The sequence below is a fragment of the Lachnoclostridium sp. An138 genome (assembly GCF_002160765.1).
Classification (GTDB): domain Bacteria; phylum Bacillota; class Clostridia; order Lachnospirales; family Lachnospiraceae; genus Laedolimicola; species Laedolimicola faecalis.
Genome location: NZ_NFLF01000003.1, coordinates 40556 through 56245 on the forward strand (window position 1 = coordinate 40556; position 15690 = coordinate 56245).

Consider the following 15690-nt stretch of genomic DNA (forward strand, 5'->3'; position numbering starts at 1 on the left):
AATAACTGTCCTGCGTGAGTTTTCTTAATGCAAAATTAGCTTGACGATACCAGACAGTTAGAGTATAAATACAGTTATAACTTGTGAAGAAGAACCAGAGATGGGAAACTTTGCTCAGCAAAGAAATACTTGGAAAAGAAATAAGGCGGTGAGAGGATGATAGAAGAAGCTGTGGCAGCTGTGAAGAAGACAGAGGGCCAGGCGGATGAGCTGCTGCGCCAGGCCGGACAGGACAGCGCGGAGATTCTGAAGGAGGCGAAAGCGGAAGCGGAGGAGCTGAAGGCGAAGGCGCTGGAGGAAGCGAAGCGACGGGCTGCGGCCAGGATGGAGCAGGCGAAGGCTGACGGAGAGAAGCTTCTCGCGGAGGAAGAAGAGAAGGCGGTTCGGGAAGCGGCCGCGCTGAAATCGCTGGCAGCACGCAGTGAGGAAAAGGCAGTGGAGGCTGTATTGGCGGCGCTGGTGTAAATGCGCTGTCTGGATGAGACAACAGGAAAGGAGGGATGTATATGGCAGTTCTTAAGATGCAGCGGCTGGGAATCTGCGCCTGGAAGAAGAACAGGAAACAGATCCTGGAGCTTCTGCAGCGCCGGGGCGTACTGGATATCGATACGGACGCCGCGGAGGATGAGGTGTTTAAAAAGACGGATACCTCGGAGGCCCGCGGAGACTTTGAACGGGATATTCAGCTGATTGAACACGCGCTGGAGATACTGCAGCAATACGTTCCGGAACAGAAAAGTCTGTTCTCCTCCCTGGAGGGGAAGGACCAGGTGGACCTGGAGGAGTACCGCCGGATAGAGGCGGCGCGGGAGACGGTCCTGGAAAAGGCGCGGAAGATAGAAGCCCTTTCCAGAGAGACGGCTGAAGGGGAAACCGAGATTAGAAAATTGGAAAATGAGAAGGAGGCGCTGGAGCCCTGGAAGAGCCTGCCGGTTCCCATGAATTTTGCGGGAACGAAGAGGACGAAGGCTCTCATCGGCGCCTTCCCGGAGATGATGACTTCAGAGCAGCTCGTTGAGAAGGTGGAGAGATGCCTCCTTCCGGAGCAGGACAGGGACGGGGAGCTTCCTGGATATTTTGCGGAGGTGGTTTCCGCGGACAGCTCTCAGAGCTGTGTGTTCCTTCTGGTGAAGGCTGAGGACGCGGACAGACTGGAGGAACACTTAAGAACGGAGGGATTTTCAAGGCCGTCCCGGCTGGAGGACAGAAAGCCGGCAGACCGGCAGGAACAGCTGGCGTCTGAGATAAAAGAACTGGACCGGAAAAGGGAAGCGCTGGAAAAGGAGCTGATTTCTTTTGCGGAGTACAGAGAGGAGCTGAAGCTGGCGTCAGATTATTACCGGGCCCGTCTGGAAAAATACGAAATCCTGGGAAATCTGCTTCAGTCGAAGAAGACTTTCCTGGTGACGGGCTATGTGCCTGAGAGGGCGGCCGGAGATCTGGCCAGGGAGCTTTCGGAAAAGTTCCCGCTGGCGCTGGAACTGGCTGACCCGGCGGAGGAAGAGGAGCCGCCGGTGCTTCTGGCGAATAGGAAGGTGCCCTCCTCTTTTGAAGGAGTAGTGGAGGCTTTCGGCCTTCCGGGTAAGGGCGAGATCGATCCGACGACGATTATGTCGGCCTGCTATATTTTCCTGTTTGGCCTGATGCTTTCGGACGCGGCCTATGGCTTTGTGGTCTTTGCGGCCTGCCTGGCGGCGCTTCTGAAGTTTCCCAGGATGCAGGAGGGGATGAGAAAATCTCTGCGGATGTTCATGTACTGCGGAATTTCTACCATGTTCTGGGGCGTCATGTTCGGCAGTTACTTCGGAGATGTGGTGGATGTGGTGTCACGGACCTTTTTCGGACATCAGGTGACGATTCCGGCAGTCTGGTTCGTGCCTTTGAATGACCCTATGAAGATGCTGGTATTTTCCATGCTCTTTGGTGTGATTCATCTGTTCCTGGGGCTGGGCATGAAAGGCTATATGCTGCTTCGGGATAAGAAGTATCTGGATTTTGTGTGTGATGTGCTGTTCTGGTACCTGCTCCTGATGGGACTGATTCTGATCCTGCTTCCCAGCGGGATGTTTGAGTCCATTTCGCAGATGCAGTTCAATTTCCCGCCGGCTTTGAATCTGGCGGCGAAGGTTATGGCTGTGGGAGGAGCAGCGGGCATTCTTCTGATGTCGGGAAGAGGAAGGAAGAACTGGTTTCTCCGGGTGGCTCTGGGAGCCTACGATCTGTATGGCGTGACCAGCTGGCTCAGCGATGTGCTGTCTTATTCCAGACTTCTGGCTCTGGGACTGGCTACCGGCGTCATCGGCTCGGTTATCAATTCCATGGGAGCCATGCTGGGCGGAGGCGTTGTGGGAGCCATCGGATTTACGCTGGTATTCCTGATTGGACACTCCATCAATATCGGCATCAATCTTCTGGGCGCCTATGTTCACACGAACAGGCTTCAGTATGTGGAGTTTTTTGGAAAGTTTTATGAGGGTGGAGGAAGACCCTTCAACCCGTTTTGCATAAAGTCAAACTATGTTGAAATCAAGGAGGAGAATTAATTATGTTTGATCAGCTTGGAATTGTGTATGCGGTAGTAGGAGCGGTACTGGCAGCCCTTATGGCGGGAATCGGTTCCGCGAAGGGTGTAGGAGCGGCCGGACAGGCCGGCGCAGGCGTGGTGACGGAGGACCCCAGCAAGTTCTCCAAGGTGCTTCTGCTGCAGCTGCTTCCCGGTACCCAGGGTATCTATGGACTTCTGGTGGCTTTCGTTACGCTGAACAAGATCGGCGCTTTAAGCGGCAGCCTGGTTCAGATCGACGGAGCTACGGGACTGATGCTGTTCTTTGCCTGCCTTCCCATGGCCATCGTAGGTCTGATTTCCGCCATTCATCAGGGAAATACTTCTATCGCGAGTATCGGCCTGGTGGCAAAGAAACCGGAGCAGTTCGGTAAGGCCATGCTGTTCCCGGCCATGGTAGAGACCTATGCCATCCTGGCTCTTCTGATTTCTATTCTGGCTGTAAACGGTATTCCGGTATAAAGGAGCGTATAATATGACGGGCTTGGATAAAATGATCAGCCAGATTCAGGACGAGGCGAAGGCCGAGGCCGAAAGGCGGGTAGCGGAGGCGAGAGAGGAAGCGCGGAAGCTTACCAGCCAGGCCGCTGCGGAAGGCGAAGCCATGGGTGATGCGCTTCTGGGCCAGGCGGAAGAGGAGGCAGAGCGCTGCCTGGAGCGGATTCGTTCTTCGGCGGATATGAAGCGCAGAATGACTCTTCTTCAGGCGAAGCAGGAAGTGATCGCCGGCGTTCTGGAAAAGGCTTATGAGAAACTGGACAGCCTGGATGAGGCCGCTTACTTTGACCTGATCCGCCGGCTGCTGATCCAGTACGCCCAGCCTCTGGACGGAGAAATCTGTTTTTCAGAAAGAGACAGAAAACGCCTTCCTTCAGGCTTTGAGAAGGAGATGGCAAAGATTGCCGCGGAAAAGGGCGGCACGCTCCGGCTGGGTGAGAAGTATGCGGATGTGAAAAACGGCTTTATTCTTGTTTACGGCGGTATCGAGGAGAACTGCACCTTCCGGGCGCTGTTTGACAGCCGGAAGGAGGCCCTGCAGGATGCGGCGCGGAAAGTATTGTTTTCTTAAGTCCGGAAAGGAGGTTTTGAGGCATGTCTGATATGGATTATGTGTACGCGGTTGCGCGGATTCGTTCCAAGGAATTGAGCCTCTTTTCGGACGCGGTGATGGAGCAGCTCCTGGCCCGGCCGGATTATGAAGCCTGCGTGAGCTTTCTTCTGGAAAAGGGCTGGGGCGGCGCGGGCACTCCCAGGGATGGCGAGGCCATCCTGGCAAAGGAAAGAGAAAAGACCTGGGCGGATATTCGGGAACTGACGCCGGATATGTCTGTTTTCCAGTTTCTGGATTACGCCAATGTATTTCATAACCTGAAGGCGGCCGTCAAGGAGGTGTGCACCGGAACAAAGGTGGAGCACATCTATTATAAAGACACGAAGCCTTCTGCGGAAGAGATCCTGGCCGCAGTGCGGGAGAAGGACTTTGACGCTCTGCCAGGATATATGGCGGAGGCTGCCAGGGAAGCCTTTCAGACTCTGCTTCACACGAAGGACGGCCAGCTCTGCGATATGATTGTGGACCGGGCGGCTCTGGAGGCAGTGTATGAAGCCGGACAGAAGTCGAAAGCGCCGGTGATCCGTGATTACGCGGAAGCCTTTGTGGCGTCGGCGGATATCCGGATTGCGACCCGCTGCCAGAAGACCGGAAAATCGGAAAGCTTTATCCGCCGGGCTCTGGCGCCCTGCGCCGCGCTTTCCGTAGAAGAGCTTGCGCGCGTGGCGGCAGCAGGAGAGCAGGAGCTTACGGCTTATCTGAAGAGCACCGCCTACGCAGGGGCTGCGGACGCGCTCAACGTGTCCCAGTCAGAATTTGACCGCTGGTGCGACAATCAGGTGATCGAGGCCATGAAGCCTCAGAAGTACAATCCGTTTTCCGTGGGGCCGCTGGTGGCTTACGCGCTGGCCCGGGAAAATGAGATCAAGACGGTGCGGATTATTCTGTCCGGAAAGCGTACGGGTATGCCGGAGGCTTCGATCCGGGAAAGGGTAAGGGAAATGTATGTATAGAATTGCGGTGCTGGGAGATTATGACAGCATTTACGGCTTTGCCGCTCTGGGGCTCGACATTTTTCCGGAGGAAGACCCGGAGGAAGCCGCGAAGAAGCTTCATGAGCTTGCGGGAGGCAGCTATGCGGTAGTGTATATCACGGAAAAGCTGGCGGAAGAGCTTTCCGCTGTGATTGAAAAATACAGGGAGCGGGTCTTTCCCGCGATCATCCTGATTCCCGGCGTGTCCGGCAATACGGGGCGTGGAGTGGAGAGCGTCCGCAGGAGTGTGGAGCAGGCCGTGGGAGCGGATATTCTGTTTAAATAATACAGAAAGGTGGAGATTCCTCTAAGATGAGTACAGGAACGATTAAAAAGGTAGCAGGACCGCTGGTCATTGCGAAGGGAATGCGGGACGCGAACATGTTTGACGTGGTCCGCGTAAGCTCCCAGCGTCTGATTGGCGAAATCATAGAGATGCACGGCGATGAGGCTTCCATCCAGGTCTATGAGGAGACCTCGGGACTGGGACCGGGCGAGCCGGTGGAATCTACGAATGTGCCCCTGTCCGTAGAACTGGGACCGGGTCTGATCGGCAGTATTTTTGACGGAATTCAGCGTCCGCTGGATGAGATCATGAAGCTGACCGGAAATAACTTAAAGCGCGGCGTGGAGGTGCCTTCCTTAAGCCGTGAGCAGAAATGGAATTTTGTGCCTTCTGTGTCTGTGGGCGATGAGCTGGAGCCCGGCGATGAGCTGGGAACGGTCCAGGAGACAGCGGCTGTGGTACAGAAGATTATGGTGCCGCCGGAGGTATCCGGAACGGTGAAATCCATCTGTGCCGGCGAATATACAGTGGAAGATACTATTGCGATTCTTGCCACAAAGGATGGGGACAAGGAGCTGACCATGATGCAGCGCTGGCCGGTCCGCAAGGGCCGTCCTTACGCGGAGAAGCTTCCGCCCAAGATGCCGCTTATCACGGGACAGCGTGTCATTGACGCCCTGTTCCCCATCGCGAAGGGCGGCGTGGCAGCCGTTCCGGGTCCCTTTGGTTCCGGAAAGACGGTGATTCAGCATCAGCTGGCAAAATGGGCTGAGGCGGATATTGTGGTCTACATCGGCTGCGGCGAGCGCGGCAACGAGATGACGGACGTGCTGAACGAGTTCCCGGAGCTGAAGGACCCGAAGACGGGCCGCTCCCTGATGGAGCGTACCGTGCTGATTGCCAATACCTCGGATATGCCTGTGGCCGCCCGTGAGGCGTCCATTTATACGGGAATTACCATTGCGGAGTATTTCCGCGATATGGGTTACTCTGTGGCTCTGATGGCGGATTCCACCTCCCGCTGGGCGGAGGCCCTTCGTGAGATGTCCGGCCGTCTGGAAGAGATGCCCGGCGAGGAAGGATATCCGGCCTATCTGGGCTCCCGGCTGGCGCAGTTCTACGAGCGCGCAGGCCGCGTGGTTTCTCTGGGAAAAGAGGGCCGCATGGGAGCGCTCTCGGTCATCGGAGCCGTGTCTCCGCCCGGAGGCGATATTTCAGAGCCGGTGTCCCAGGCGACCCTGCGTATTGTAAAGGTATACTGGGGACTGGATTCTTCGCTGGCCTACAAGCGTCATTTCCCGGCCATCAACTGGCTGACCAGCTATTCCCTGTATGTGGACAATATGGGCGGCTGGTTCAACGAGCATGTGGCGCCGGACTGGATGGAGCTGCGCCAGAAGCTCATGTCGCTTTTGCAGGATGAGGCCCAGCTGGATGAGATCGTGAAAATGGTAGGTATGGACGCCCTGTCCGCGCCGGACCGTCTGAAGATGGAAGCGGCCCGCTCAATCCGTGAGGATTTTCTGCATCAGAATTCCTTCCATGAGATCGACACCTACACGCCGCTCCGCAAGCAGTATCTGATGATGAAGCTGGTAATGGCCTTCTATGAGCAGTGCACTGAGGCATTGAAACAGGGCTCATCCATTGATGATCTGCTGAAAATGGCTGTCCGGGAGCGGATTGGCCGCTACAAATATACGCCGAATGAGAATATCGAAAAAGAGTACGAGGCAGTGACGGCAGAGCTTGCCGCCGAGATTGCGGAGACTGTCGGGAAGGAGGACTTCTAAATGCCAAAGGAATACAGAACCATACAGGAAGTTGCCGGCCCGCTGATGCTGGTCCAGGGCGTGGACCATGTGACTTATGACGAAATCGGTGAGATCGAGCTGGCCAACGGCGAGACCCGGCGCTGCAAGGTGCTGGAGGTGGACGGCACCAACGCTCTGGTGCAGCTTTATGAAAACGCCGCGGGAATCAACCTGTCCAACAGCAAGGTGCGTTTCCTGGGAAGAACCATGGAGCTGGGCGTGTCTGCCGACATGCTGGGCCGCGTCTTCGACGGCCTGGGCCGTCCCATTGACAAGGGACCGGAGATCCTGCCGGACGAGCGCCGGGACATCAACGGCCTGCCGATGAATCCGGCAGCCAGAGATTACCCCAATGAGTTCATTCAGACGGGCGTGTCCGCCATTGATGGTCTGAATACCCTGGTCCGGGGTCAGAAGCTGCCGATTTTCTCGGCTTCCGGTCTGCCTCATGCCCAGCTTGGCGCGCAGATTGCCCGTCAGGCGAAGGTGCGCGGAACCAGCGAACCCTTTGCGGTTGTATTCGCAGCCATGGGAATCACCTTTGAGGAAGCCAATTTCTTTACGGAAAGCTTCAAAGAGACGGGCGCCATTGACCGTACCGTCCTTTTCATCAACCTTGCAAATGACCCGGCGGTAGAGCGTATCGCCACGCCGCGTATGGCGCTGACTGCTGCGGAATACCTGGCCTTCGAGCAGGATATGCATGTGCTGGTGATTCTGACGGATATCACAAACTATGCGGACTCTCTCCGTGAAGTTTCCGCGGCCCGTAAGGAGGTTCCGGGACGGCGTGGTTATCCGGGATATCTGTACACCGACCTGGCGACCATGTATGAGCGTGCGGGACGGCAGAAGGGCAAAAAGGGAAGTATTACGCTGATCCCGATCCTGACCATGCCTGAGGACGACAAGACCCATCCGATTCCTGACCTGACCGGTTACATCACCGAGGGCCAGATTATCCTGAGCCGTGAACTGTACCGGAAGGGCGTGCAGCCGCCCATCGACGTGCTGCCTTCCCTGTCCCGTCTGAAGGATAAGGGTATCGGCGAGGGCAAGACGAGAGCCGACCACTCCAACACCATGAACCAGCTCTTCGCGGCCTATGCCCGCGGCAAGGAAGCCAAGGAGCTGATGGTAATTCTGGGAGAGGCCGCCTTGTCCGATATTGACCTGATTTACGCAAAATTCGCGGACGCGTTTGAGGAAGAATATGTAAACCAGGGCTACCAGACAAACCGGGATATTGAGGAGACCCTGAGCATCGGCTGGAAGCTGCTGTCGATTCTGCCCAGAAGCGAGCTGAAGAGAATCGACGACAAGTATCTGGATATGTACTACGGAAAGTGAGGGGCGGTTTCTGTATCCTCTGTTCGGACGCTTCGCGGACAGGTGAGTGTTTCCGGACGGACTAAAAACCAGTCCGCCTGAATCCCACACCTGTCCGGGAAGAGCCGGACAGAGGGATATCAGAAAACCGCTGGCAGTGGTATAAGACGATATCTTTTGGATGAAATGGATGTCTCCAGACTGAAATGAAAGACTGATTTTGTCTGAGCAGGCTGGAGAGGAGAGATGAATTGAGGTGAGAGTATGGCATCTGCGGCGGTGACGCCTACCCGGATGGAGCTGACAAGACAGAAGAAGCGGCTGGCGACAGCCACAAGAGGACACAAGCTTCTGAAGGATAAGCGGGATGAGCTGATGCGCCAGTTCATGGATCTGGTGCGGGAAAATATGGAGCTGCGGAAGAAGGTGGAAGCCGGAATTCAGGCTGCCAACGCGAATTTTGTGATTGCAAAGGCAGGAATGTCCGAGGAAAGCCTGCGGGTGGCCTTTATGGCTCCCAGACAGGAAGTGTACCTGGATACTTCCACACGGAATGTGATGAGCGTCGATATTCCGGTATTTGAGTACAAGACCAGGACAGCCGACAGCAGTGACATCTATTCCTATGGCTATGCGTTTACATCCGGAGATCTGGATGCGGCGGTAAAGTCCCTGGCGGACATTCTGCCGGATATGCTGCTTCTGGCGGAGCGGGAAAAGGCCTGCCAGCTCATGGCGGCCGAAATCGAAAAGACCCGCCGCCGGGTAAACGCGCTGGAGCACGTGATTATTCCGGAAGCGCAGCAGAATATTAAATACATTACGATGAAGCTGGATGAGAATGAGAGAAGCACTCAGATCCGCCTGATGAAGGTGAAAGATATGATGCTGGAGGATGCTCATCATTATAAGGAGAAGCAGCAGGCGTAGACTGCCTGTGCAGAAAAGGGGATGCCGGTTAATACCAATTTTCAACCCCTTAGAAACAGGGATGGGACGTTCCCGCAGGATTCGGGCTTTTTAAGCCCGAATTCCCCGTGGAATCGTCTCATCCTTTTTTTAACTCTTTAGGGGATAAATTTTAGGAGCAGGCGTGACTCGCATGAGTCATGTAAAATGATGAATTTCCACGGACAGTGTGGATAATCTGATGTATCGCTGCCTGAACCAGGCGTGTTGACTTAAGACGCGCAGGAAGGTTATACTGAGAACAGGACGAGAAGGACGTATCGTCACAGTCTCCGGAACTTCTGCATATACTGCTACAAAAAGGACATTTTTATGAATTTCTATGACGAGCCGAAGTCCTCTTTCAACCCTTATCAGTCATATCCGTTTTACCCTTTTCTGCCTTGGGCGGACGAAAAGACACGCGATAGGAGAAGGTTTCAGGAACTGTATCCGGCCATGGCTCGAAAGATTCAGCCGCTGGTAGAGGAGGCCTGTGACCGGATGGAGTATGACGGGAGCTTTATGTTTGATGAATATCCGGATCAGCTTCTGCTTCGCCGTCTGAGCAGGAGCATCTATGAAAAACTGGATAAAAGGACTTATCAGGATGATGTGATGATGCAGGAGGTTACGGGCAGAAACTGGCTGGAAGATTTTGTGACGGTGCTGCTGCTGAACGAGATGTATCAGCGCCGCTGCCGGAGGCGCGACAGGCGCTTCGGACCGGTCTTTTAAGGTCTGAGTTTTTAATACCGCGGGAGAGAACAGGCGGCTGTACAGCAGGACTGGATGGATGATAAAGGAGGAAGAACATGAGAGAAAAATACGTGGATTCTCCGGAAAAAGAGCCGGACCGTTATCTGGCTCTCTGCGATGTCTGGCGGGAAAAATATCTGGAGATGGACCGGAAGGAACTGAAGGAAAGGTTTCATCTGGAGGGAGATGAAAGGAATCATTACATTACTTATTTTAATCAGCGATACCGGCTGGATCAGGAGACCGGGATGATTATGCTGGAGGAAGACCCGGAGAGAATCCTGCCTTTCAATGCAGTCATGACGATTTATCATCTGTTCTGGTATTCAAAACCGGGAGCCAGAGTATCCGGAAGATTTGTGCCCTTCCGGGAGGTAAAGCGGGCAGCGCCCTTTGACGCGGCCTTTAGGCGCAATGTGCTGGAGGCCGCGGCCCGTACCTTTGACGGGCATCTGGAGGAACTGCGCCGCGCCTGCGACGCGCTGGGCGGCCGGCCGCTGCCGCAGGGAGACGCCGGATACCAGATTCTGGCTTTTGACTGTATGCCTCTTCAGTTCATTTTCTGGGATGGAGATGATGAATTCCCGGCTCAGGCCAACATCCTGTTTGACGCGGATATTACAGACTTTCTGCATGAGGAAACCGTAGTCTGCGTGGGGGACGAGCTGTTCCGCAGGCTGGGCGAGGAATCTGGACTCAGAGAGATAAGGAGGCCGTTCGGAGACAGATAATGAAATGCCTCCGGGCCGCCCTTCTGACCTTGCGCCTGCGTGTCCGGCTTTTCCCGCGGTATATTTGACGCTGCCCTTCAGCGCTGTTCTTTGGCCCATCTGCGGACCCGGGCCACAGCGTCTGCCAGGCCCCCTTTATCGATATCGGCCGCCACGTAATCGGCCGCGGCCTGGACTTCCGGCATGGCATTTCCCATGGCGATACCGAAGGCGGCGCGTTTGATCAAGTTCAGATCGTTCATGCTGTCGCCGATAGCCGCGGTGTCTTCCCAGGAGGCCTGAAAATACTCCAGAATCCGGGAGGCGCCCAGATCCTTGCCGTTCTCCCTTGGAATGATGTCGGCTCCGCCCATTTCATCGCCCATATAGAGAAGTCTTGTCTCGGGGAAATGAGCCTGTACATCCTCAATAGCTTCTTTGGTGTCAGCCAGGAAAAAGGATGGGCGGCGGCTGTGGTAGAGAGCCTGGAAGGAAGCGCCGCCCTCAGGCATTATTTTACGGTTCCTGTTGCTGGGAAGGCTTTTGAACCGCTCCAGATTGGACGTGCACCAGGAGCCTTCGAAGCCGGAAATGAGACAGTAGCCTTTTTCCACTACAAAATCAAGAATCCGCCTCTGGAGCTCAGGGTCGAAATATTTTTCCCAGATGGTTTTTCCTTCCGCTTCAATGATGGCTCCGTTAGAACTTACCAGGCCGTCCGGTATGAAACGCCCCTGGAAATCTTCAGGAAGCTCGCCGGTGCGGAAAGCCCGGCCGCTGGCTAAAATCACGCGGAATCCGTCTTTTTTCAGTCCTTCCAGGGTCTGGAGCGCGTCTTCGGGAATCGTCCAGGTGCGGTGGCTGAAAATGGTATTGTCATAGTCGATGAAAAATAAAGGCTTCATAATGCCCTCCTCTTCTTCTGTTTCAAATTCTTTCACAAAAACCCTGCCGTGGAAAGGCTTTTCAGGAAACATGTCCCCCGATTTTCCCGGAAAAATGATGCCGGAAAATAGCGCCAGGCAGGGAACGGTTTCCCCGCAGGGTGAAAACCTGTGCTTCTATTATATCCTTTTTCCCAAAAGAAGGGAACCCGGAGAATATTCGGAAAATGTAAAAGATACGAAACAGAATTGTAAAATGACAGCGGGCGGGGTCTGTGCTATAATGTGGAAGAAGAAAAAAGACCTGATTTTCCCCTGTTTTTCAGCATTTTGTTCCCAAGATCAGGTATTTACAAATCAAAAGATTGTGTTATACTAGTTAAAGACCAAATCGGGAATAGATTTGGCCGGGAACAGGAAAAATAGACATCAGGGAACCGCGGTCTGCCGCTCTGCCGGGTGAAAGCCCGGGAGGCAGAAGCAGGGGCGGTATTGGATGATAGAGATTGTAGAAATTATAGAGATGCTAAGAACAGAATCTAAAAAGAGCTGGGAGTAGTTATGGATCAGTATGTGATTAAAGGCGGGAACCCGCTCGTCGGTGAAGTGGAAATCGGCGGCGCCAAGAATGCTGCGCTGGCGATCCTTGCGGCTGCGATAATGACAGATGAGACAGTATTGATAGAGAATCTTCCGGATGTGCGGGATATCAATGTCCTGCTGGAGGCTATGCAGAAGATTGGAGCTTTTGTGGAGCGTAAAGAGCGCCATACGGTGAAGATCAACGGGTCTCAGATCGGGGATTTCAGTGTAGATTACGAGTATATCAAGCGGATTCGCGCCTCATATTATCTTTTGGGCGCTTTGCTTGGAAAGTATAAGAAGGCCAAGGTTCCGCTCCCGGGCGGCTGCAATATCGGAAGCCGTCCCATTGACCAGCATCTGAAGGGCTTCCGTGCTCTGGGAGCTGACGTGAAGATCGAGTACGGTTTTATTGTGGCCAATGCGGAGAAGCTGCGCGGCAGCCACATTTATCTGGACGTGGTTTCTGTGGGAGCCACGATCAATATCATGATGGCGGCGGCCATGGCGGATGGAAATACCGTCATCGAGAACGCGGCCAAGGAGCCCCACGTGGTAGACGTGGCGAACTTCCTGAACAGCATGGGCGCGAATATCAAGGGCGCAGGTACGGACATCATCCGTATCCGCGGCGTGGAGCGTTTCCATTCTACGGAATATTCCATTATTCCGGATCAGATTGAGGCAGGGACCTTCATGTTCGCGGCGGCAGCTACAAGAGGCGACGTGACAGTGAAGAATGTTATCCCCAAGCATCTGGAAGCGGCGACTTCCAAGCTTCTGGAGATAGGCTGTGAGATAGAAGAGCTGGACGACGCGGTGCGCGTGGTCTGTGCCAAGGGCCTGAAATGCACCAATGTCAAGACGCTTCCCTATCCGGGATTTCCGACCGACATGCAGCCTCAGATTACGGTTGCGCTGGCGCTGGCAAAGGGCAGCAGCATCGTGACGGAAAGCATTTTTGAAAACCGGTTCAAATATGTGGATGAGCTGGCGCGCATGGGCGCGAATATCAAGGTAGAAGGCAATACGGCCATTATCGAAGGCGTGGAGCGTTATACAGGAGCCCAGGTATCCAGTCCGGATTTGCGGGCCGGCGCCGCGCTGGTAATCGCCGGTCTGGCGGCGGATGGAATCACCATTGTGGATGACATCCACTACATTGAGCGGGGCTATGAGCGCTTTGACGAGAAGCTTCGGAGCCTGGGCGCCGAGATCGAAAAGGTATCGGATGAGCGGGCGATCCAGAAGTTTCGTCTGAGAGTGGGTTGACAAAATCCTCAAACAGGTGTATGTTATAGCACATGGTAGGCAAATTAAATATTGTAAGAATTCTCTCTTATTCAGAGTGATGGAGATACAAAGGATCTGTGAAGTCACGGCAACCCCGCGGAGCGGAAGGTGCCAACCTGAGCGAGTTTAATCGAACAATAAGAGGATTTGGTTATCAGAATATAACGGGTCCGCTTCTTGGCGGACCTTTTTTTCACGAAAGCAATGAGCAGTGCGGAAGGTGACATGGAGGACGTCTTCATGCTTGCATGAATGACGGCATTTATGTCACCTTCCATAGGGCGAAGCCCGTGAGCCCAGGAAGCATAGCTTCCTGGGCGTGCGCTGCGGAGTAACGCAGGAAAGACGCAATGAGCAGCTGCAAAAAAGACACACAGGGAAAGGAAGAGAAAATGGAAAAACTGTTATTTACATCTGAATCTGTTACCGAAGGCCATCCGGACAAAATCTGCGACCAGATTTCCGACGCGATTCTGGACGCTCTGCTGGAGCAGGACCCCATGAGCCGCGTGGCCTGTGAGACTGCCACGACCACCGGCATGGTGCTGGTAATGGGCGAGATTACGACGAAGGGCTATGTGGACATTCAGAAGATTGTCCGTGATACGGTCAGAGAAATCGGATATGACCGCGGGAAATATGGCTTTGACGCAGATAACTGCGCGGTTATCACGGCCATTGACGAGCAGTCGGCGGATATTGCCATGGGCGTAAACAAAGCGCTGGAGGCCAAGGAGCATCTGATGTCTGAGGACGAGATCGAGGCGATCGGAGCCGGGGACCAGGGTATGATGTTCGGTTATGCTACGAATGAGACGCCGGAGTATATGCCCTATCCCATTGCGCTGGCACATAAGCTGGTGCGCCAGCTCACGAAGGTCCGCAAGGACGGCACGCTGCCCTACCTGCGTCCCGATGGAAAATCTCAGGTGACGGTAGAGTACGACGAGAACGGAAAGCCCAGCCGTCTGGATGCAGTGGTGCTTTCCACACAGCACAGCGAAGAAGTATCCCAGGAGCAGATTCATGAGGATATCCGCAAATATGTGTTTGAACCGGTGATCCCGGCCGACATGGTGGATGAGAATACGAAGTTTTTCATCAATCCCACAGGCCGTTTCGTGATCGGAGGACCTCACGGAGACAGCGGACTGACAGGCCGCAAGATTATCGTAGATACATACGGCGGCATGGCCCGCCACGGCGGTGGCGCTTTCTCCGGAAAGGACTGCACGAAGGTAGACCGTTCCGCGGCGTACGCGGCCCGGTATGTGGCTAAGAATATCGTAGCGGCAGGACTGGCGGACAAGTGTGAGATTCAGCTCTCTTACGCGATCGGCGTAGCGCAGCCCACATCCGTGAACGTGGATACGTTCGGAACAGGAAAGCTGCCGGACAGCCGTCTGGTGGAGATCATCCGTGAGAATTTTGATCTGCGCCCGGCGGGAATCATCCGGATGCTGGATCTGAGAAGACCGATTTACAAGCAGACGGCCGCTTACGGTCATTTTGGCCGCACGGACCTGGATCTGTCCTGGGAGAAGACTGACAAGGCAGAAGAGCTGAAAAAATATTTATAAAATAGAAAAGCAGAAAACTGCAAAAAGCTTTTGGGGACGGCCTGAGGGCTGAAAATCCGGCGGTCCCAAAAGGCGGGAAAGCATAAAAAGAACTGCGGGAGGGATGAACCATGCTGCTGGAGAAACTGAAAAGCCTTGGAATTACAGACGCTCTTGAGGCGCTTGGCTATGACTGTGAGAAGATTTTTGGAGGACTTTCCCCGGAGACGGAGAAGCTGTATGCTTCCTATTCCTGGAGAAAGATTCCGTGCTCAGTGGAAGGAATCCGTTCGGCTTATGTGATACATGCGGTTCCTCCGGAGAAGCTTCTGGCGGAGGATCATCCCTGGGAAGAATGGTTCTTTCAATTTGATAAACCGGAGCACCATGTGCTCTTCCTGAACAAGAAGGATTTCTGCGATCAGGAAATCTTCATCCCGGCCGAAGACCGGGATCATCCGGAGGAGGCATGTGGAAAGACCTGGTATTATTACTGCGATACAGAAAGTTATCCGCATTTTGCCGGACATCAGGCTTGAAAGGAAACATAAAGAAGCTGCCGGTTGAAGGCAGATGAAGGCGGCAGAAAAGAAAAAGGCAGAAAACAGGAAGAGGCGTGATTCGCTTGACAGGGAGTCGTGCCTCTTTCTGCATTTTGTGAAAGAAAATTCTATTCTTTTCATTCTCCTGATTCTGCTGACAAGAATGAAAAGAACGATGAGAATTGAAAACAAAGTCTGCAGAGAAAACCACCCGGTATATACCTCTCCGGATTTCTTAAGATTTCGGGATAATTCTTGTATTTTTCTTAATAAATTCACATCTCCTTGCTTTTGACGGAATATAATGGTAGAGTAGATATACCCTGAAATTGGGAT

Annotated in this window: 16 protein-coding genes and 1 riboswitch; of the genes, 15 read left to right on the plus strand and 1 reads right to left on the minus strand. The window is 54.0% G+C overall.

What is annotated here, in order from left to right; all coding sequences use genetic code 11:
- The first annotated feature begins 156 nt into the window (after nt 1-156).
- From B5E82_RS03330 to B5E82_RS03380, 11 genes are all read left to right on the plus strand, one after another.
- On the plus strand, nt 157-465 hold the full coding sequence (locus B5E82_RS03330) for a hypothetical protein (RefSeq protein WP_087305979.1): 309 nt from the start codon (nt 157-159) through the stop codon (nt 463-465).
- A gap of 41 nt (nt 466-506) precedes the next feature.
- Nucleotides 507-2543: a V-type ATP synthase subunit I gene (locus B5E82_RS03335; protein WP_087305980.1), complete on the plus strand. Its 2037-nt coding sequence runs from the start codon at nt 507-509 to the stop codon at nt 2541-2543.
- A gap of 2 nt (nt 2544-2545) precedes the next feature.
- On the plus strand, nt 2546-3025 hold the full coding sequence (locus B5E82_RS03340) for a V-type ATP synthase subunit K (RefSeq protein WP_087305981.1): 480 nt from the start codon (nt 2546-2548) through the stop codon (nt 3023-3025).
- Between the two features lie 13 nt (nt 3026-3038).
- Nucleotides 3039-3632, plus strand: a complete 594-nt coding sequence (locus tag B5E82_RS03345) for a V-type ATP synthase subunit E (RefSeq protein ID WP_087305982.1) — start codon at nt 3039-3041, stop codon at nt 3630-3632.
- Between the two features lie 23 nt (nt 3633-3655).
- On the plus strand, nt 3656-4627 hold the full coding sequence (locus B5E82_RS03350) for a V0D/AC39 family V-type ATPase subunit (RefSeq protein ID WP_087305983.1): 972 nt from the start codon (nt 3656-3658) through the stop codon (nt 4625-4627).
- On the plus strand, nt 4620-4934 hold the full coding sequence (locus B5E82_RS03355; protein ID WP_087305984.1) for a V-type ATP synthase subunit F: 315 nt from the start codon (nt 4620-4622) through the stop codon (nt 4932-4934). The genes B5E82_RS03350 and B5E82_RS03355 overlap by 8 nt, the downstream gene beginning before the upstream one ends.
- A 26-nt stretch (nt 4935-4960) precedes the next feature.
- A complete protein-coding gene (locus tag B5E82_RS03360) occupies nt 4961-6727 on the plus strand; it encodes a V-type ATP synthase subunit A (protein WP_087305985.1) in 1767 nt (588 codons plus the stop codon).
- Entirely contained in the window at nt 6728-8098 is a 1371-nt protein-coding gene (locus B5E82_RS03365) for a V-type ATP synthase subunit B (RefSeq protein WP_087305986.1), read from the plus strand.
- 243 nt (nt 8099-8341) lie between these two features.
- The gene (locus B5E82_RS03370; RefSeq protein WP_087305987.1) at nt 8342-9007 is read left to right on the plus strand and encodes a V-type ATP synthase subunit D; all 666 of its coding nucleotides are present in this window, start codon (nt 8342-8344) and stop codon (nt 9005-9007) included.
- A gap of 477 nt (nt 9008-9484) precedes the next feature.
- Entirely contained in the window at nt 9485-9763 is a 279-nt protein-coding gene (locus B5E82_RS03375) for a hypothetical protein (RefSeq protein WP_140393077.1), read from the plus strand.
- Nucleotides 9764-9840: 77 nt separating this feature from the next.
- Complete coding sequence (locus B5E82_RS03380) at nt 9841-10515, plus strand: DUF3786 domain-containing protein (protein ID WP_087305989.1); 675 nt, start codon at nt 9841-9843, stop codon at nt 10513-10515.
- Nucleotides 10516-10592: 77 nt separating this feature from the next.
- Here the strand turns inward: B5E82_RS03380 and B5E82_RS03385 are convergent, their stop codons facing one another.
- Nucleotides 10593-11399, minus strand: coding sequence for an HAD-IIB family hydrolase (locus B5E82_RS03385; protein WP_162610693.1), 807 nt, complete (start codon nt 11397-11399; stop codon nt 10593-10595).
- Between B5E82_RS03385 and B5E82_RS18075 the strand changes: the two genes are divergently transcribed.
- The 4 genes from B5E82_RS18075 to B5E82_RS03405 all read left to right on the plus strand — a co-directional run bounded on the left by B5E82_RS18075 (nt 11380) and on the right by B5E82_RS03405 (nt 15351).
- Nucleotides 11380-11757, plus strand: coding sequence for a hypothetical protein (locus B5E82_RS18075; RefSeq protein WP_162610694.1), 378 nt, complete (start codon nt 11380-11382; stop codon nt 11755-11757). The genes B5E82_RS03385 and B5E82_RS18075 overlap by 20 nt on opposite strands.
- A 182-nt stretch (nt 11758-11939) precedes the next feature.
- Entirely contained in the window at nt 11940-13232 is a 1293-nt protein-coding gene (locus B5E82_RS03395) for a UDP-N-acetylglucosamine 1-carboxyvinyltransferase (protein WP_087305992.1), read from the plus strand.
- A 64-nt stretch (nt 13233-13296) separates the two neighbouring features.
- A riboswitch (SAM riboswitch) is annotated at nt 13297-13397 on the plus strand.
- 248 nt (nt 13398-13645) lie between these two features.
- Complete coding sequence (gene metK / locus B5E82_RS03400; RefSeq protein WP_087306177.1) at nt 13646-14833, plus strand: methionine adenosyltransferase; 1188 nt, start codon at nt 13646-13648, stop codon at nt 14831-14833.
- Nucleotides 14834-14943: 110 nt separating this feature from the next.
- Complete coding sequence (locus tag B5E82_RS03405; RefSeq protein ID WP_087305993.1) at nt 14944-15351, plus strand: hypothetical protein; 408 nt, start codon at nt 14944-14946, stop codon at nt 15349-15351.
- Nucleotides 15352-15690: the final 339 nt, after the last annotated feature.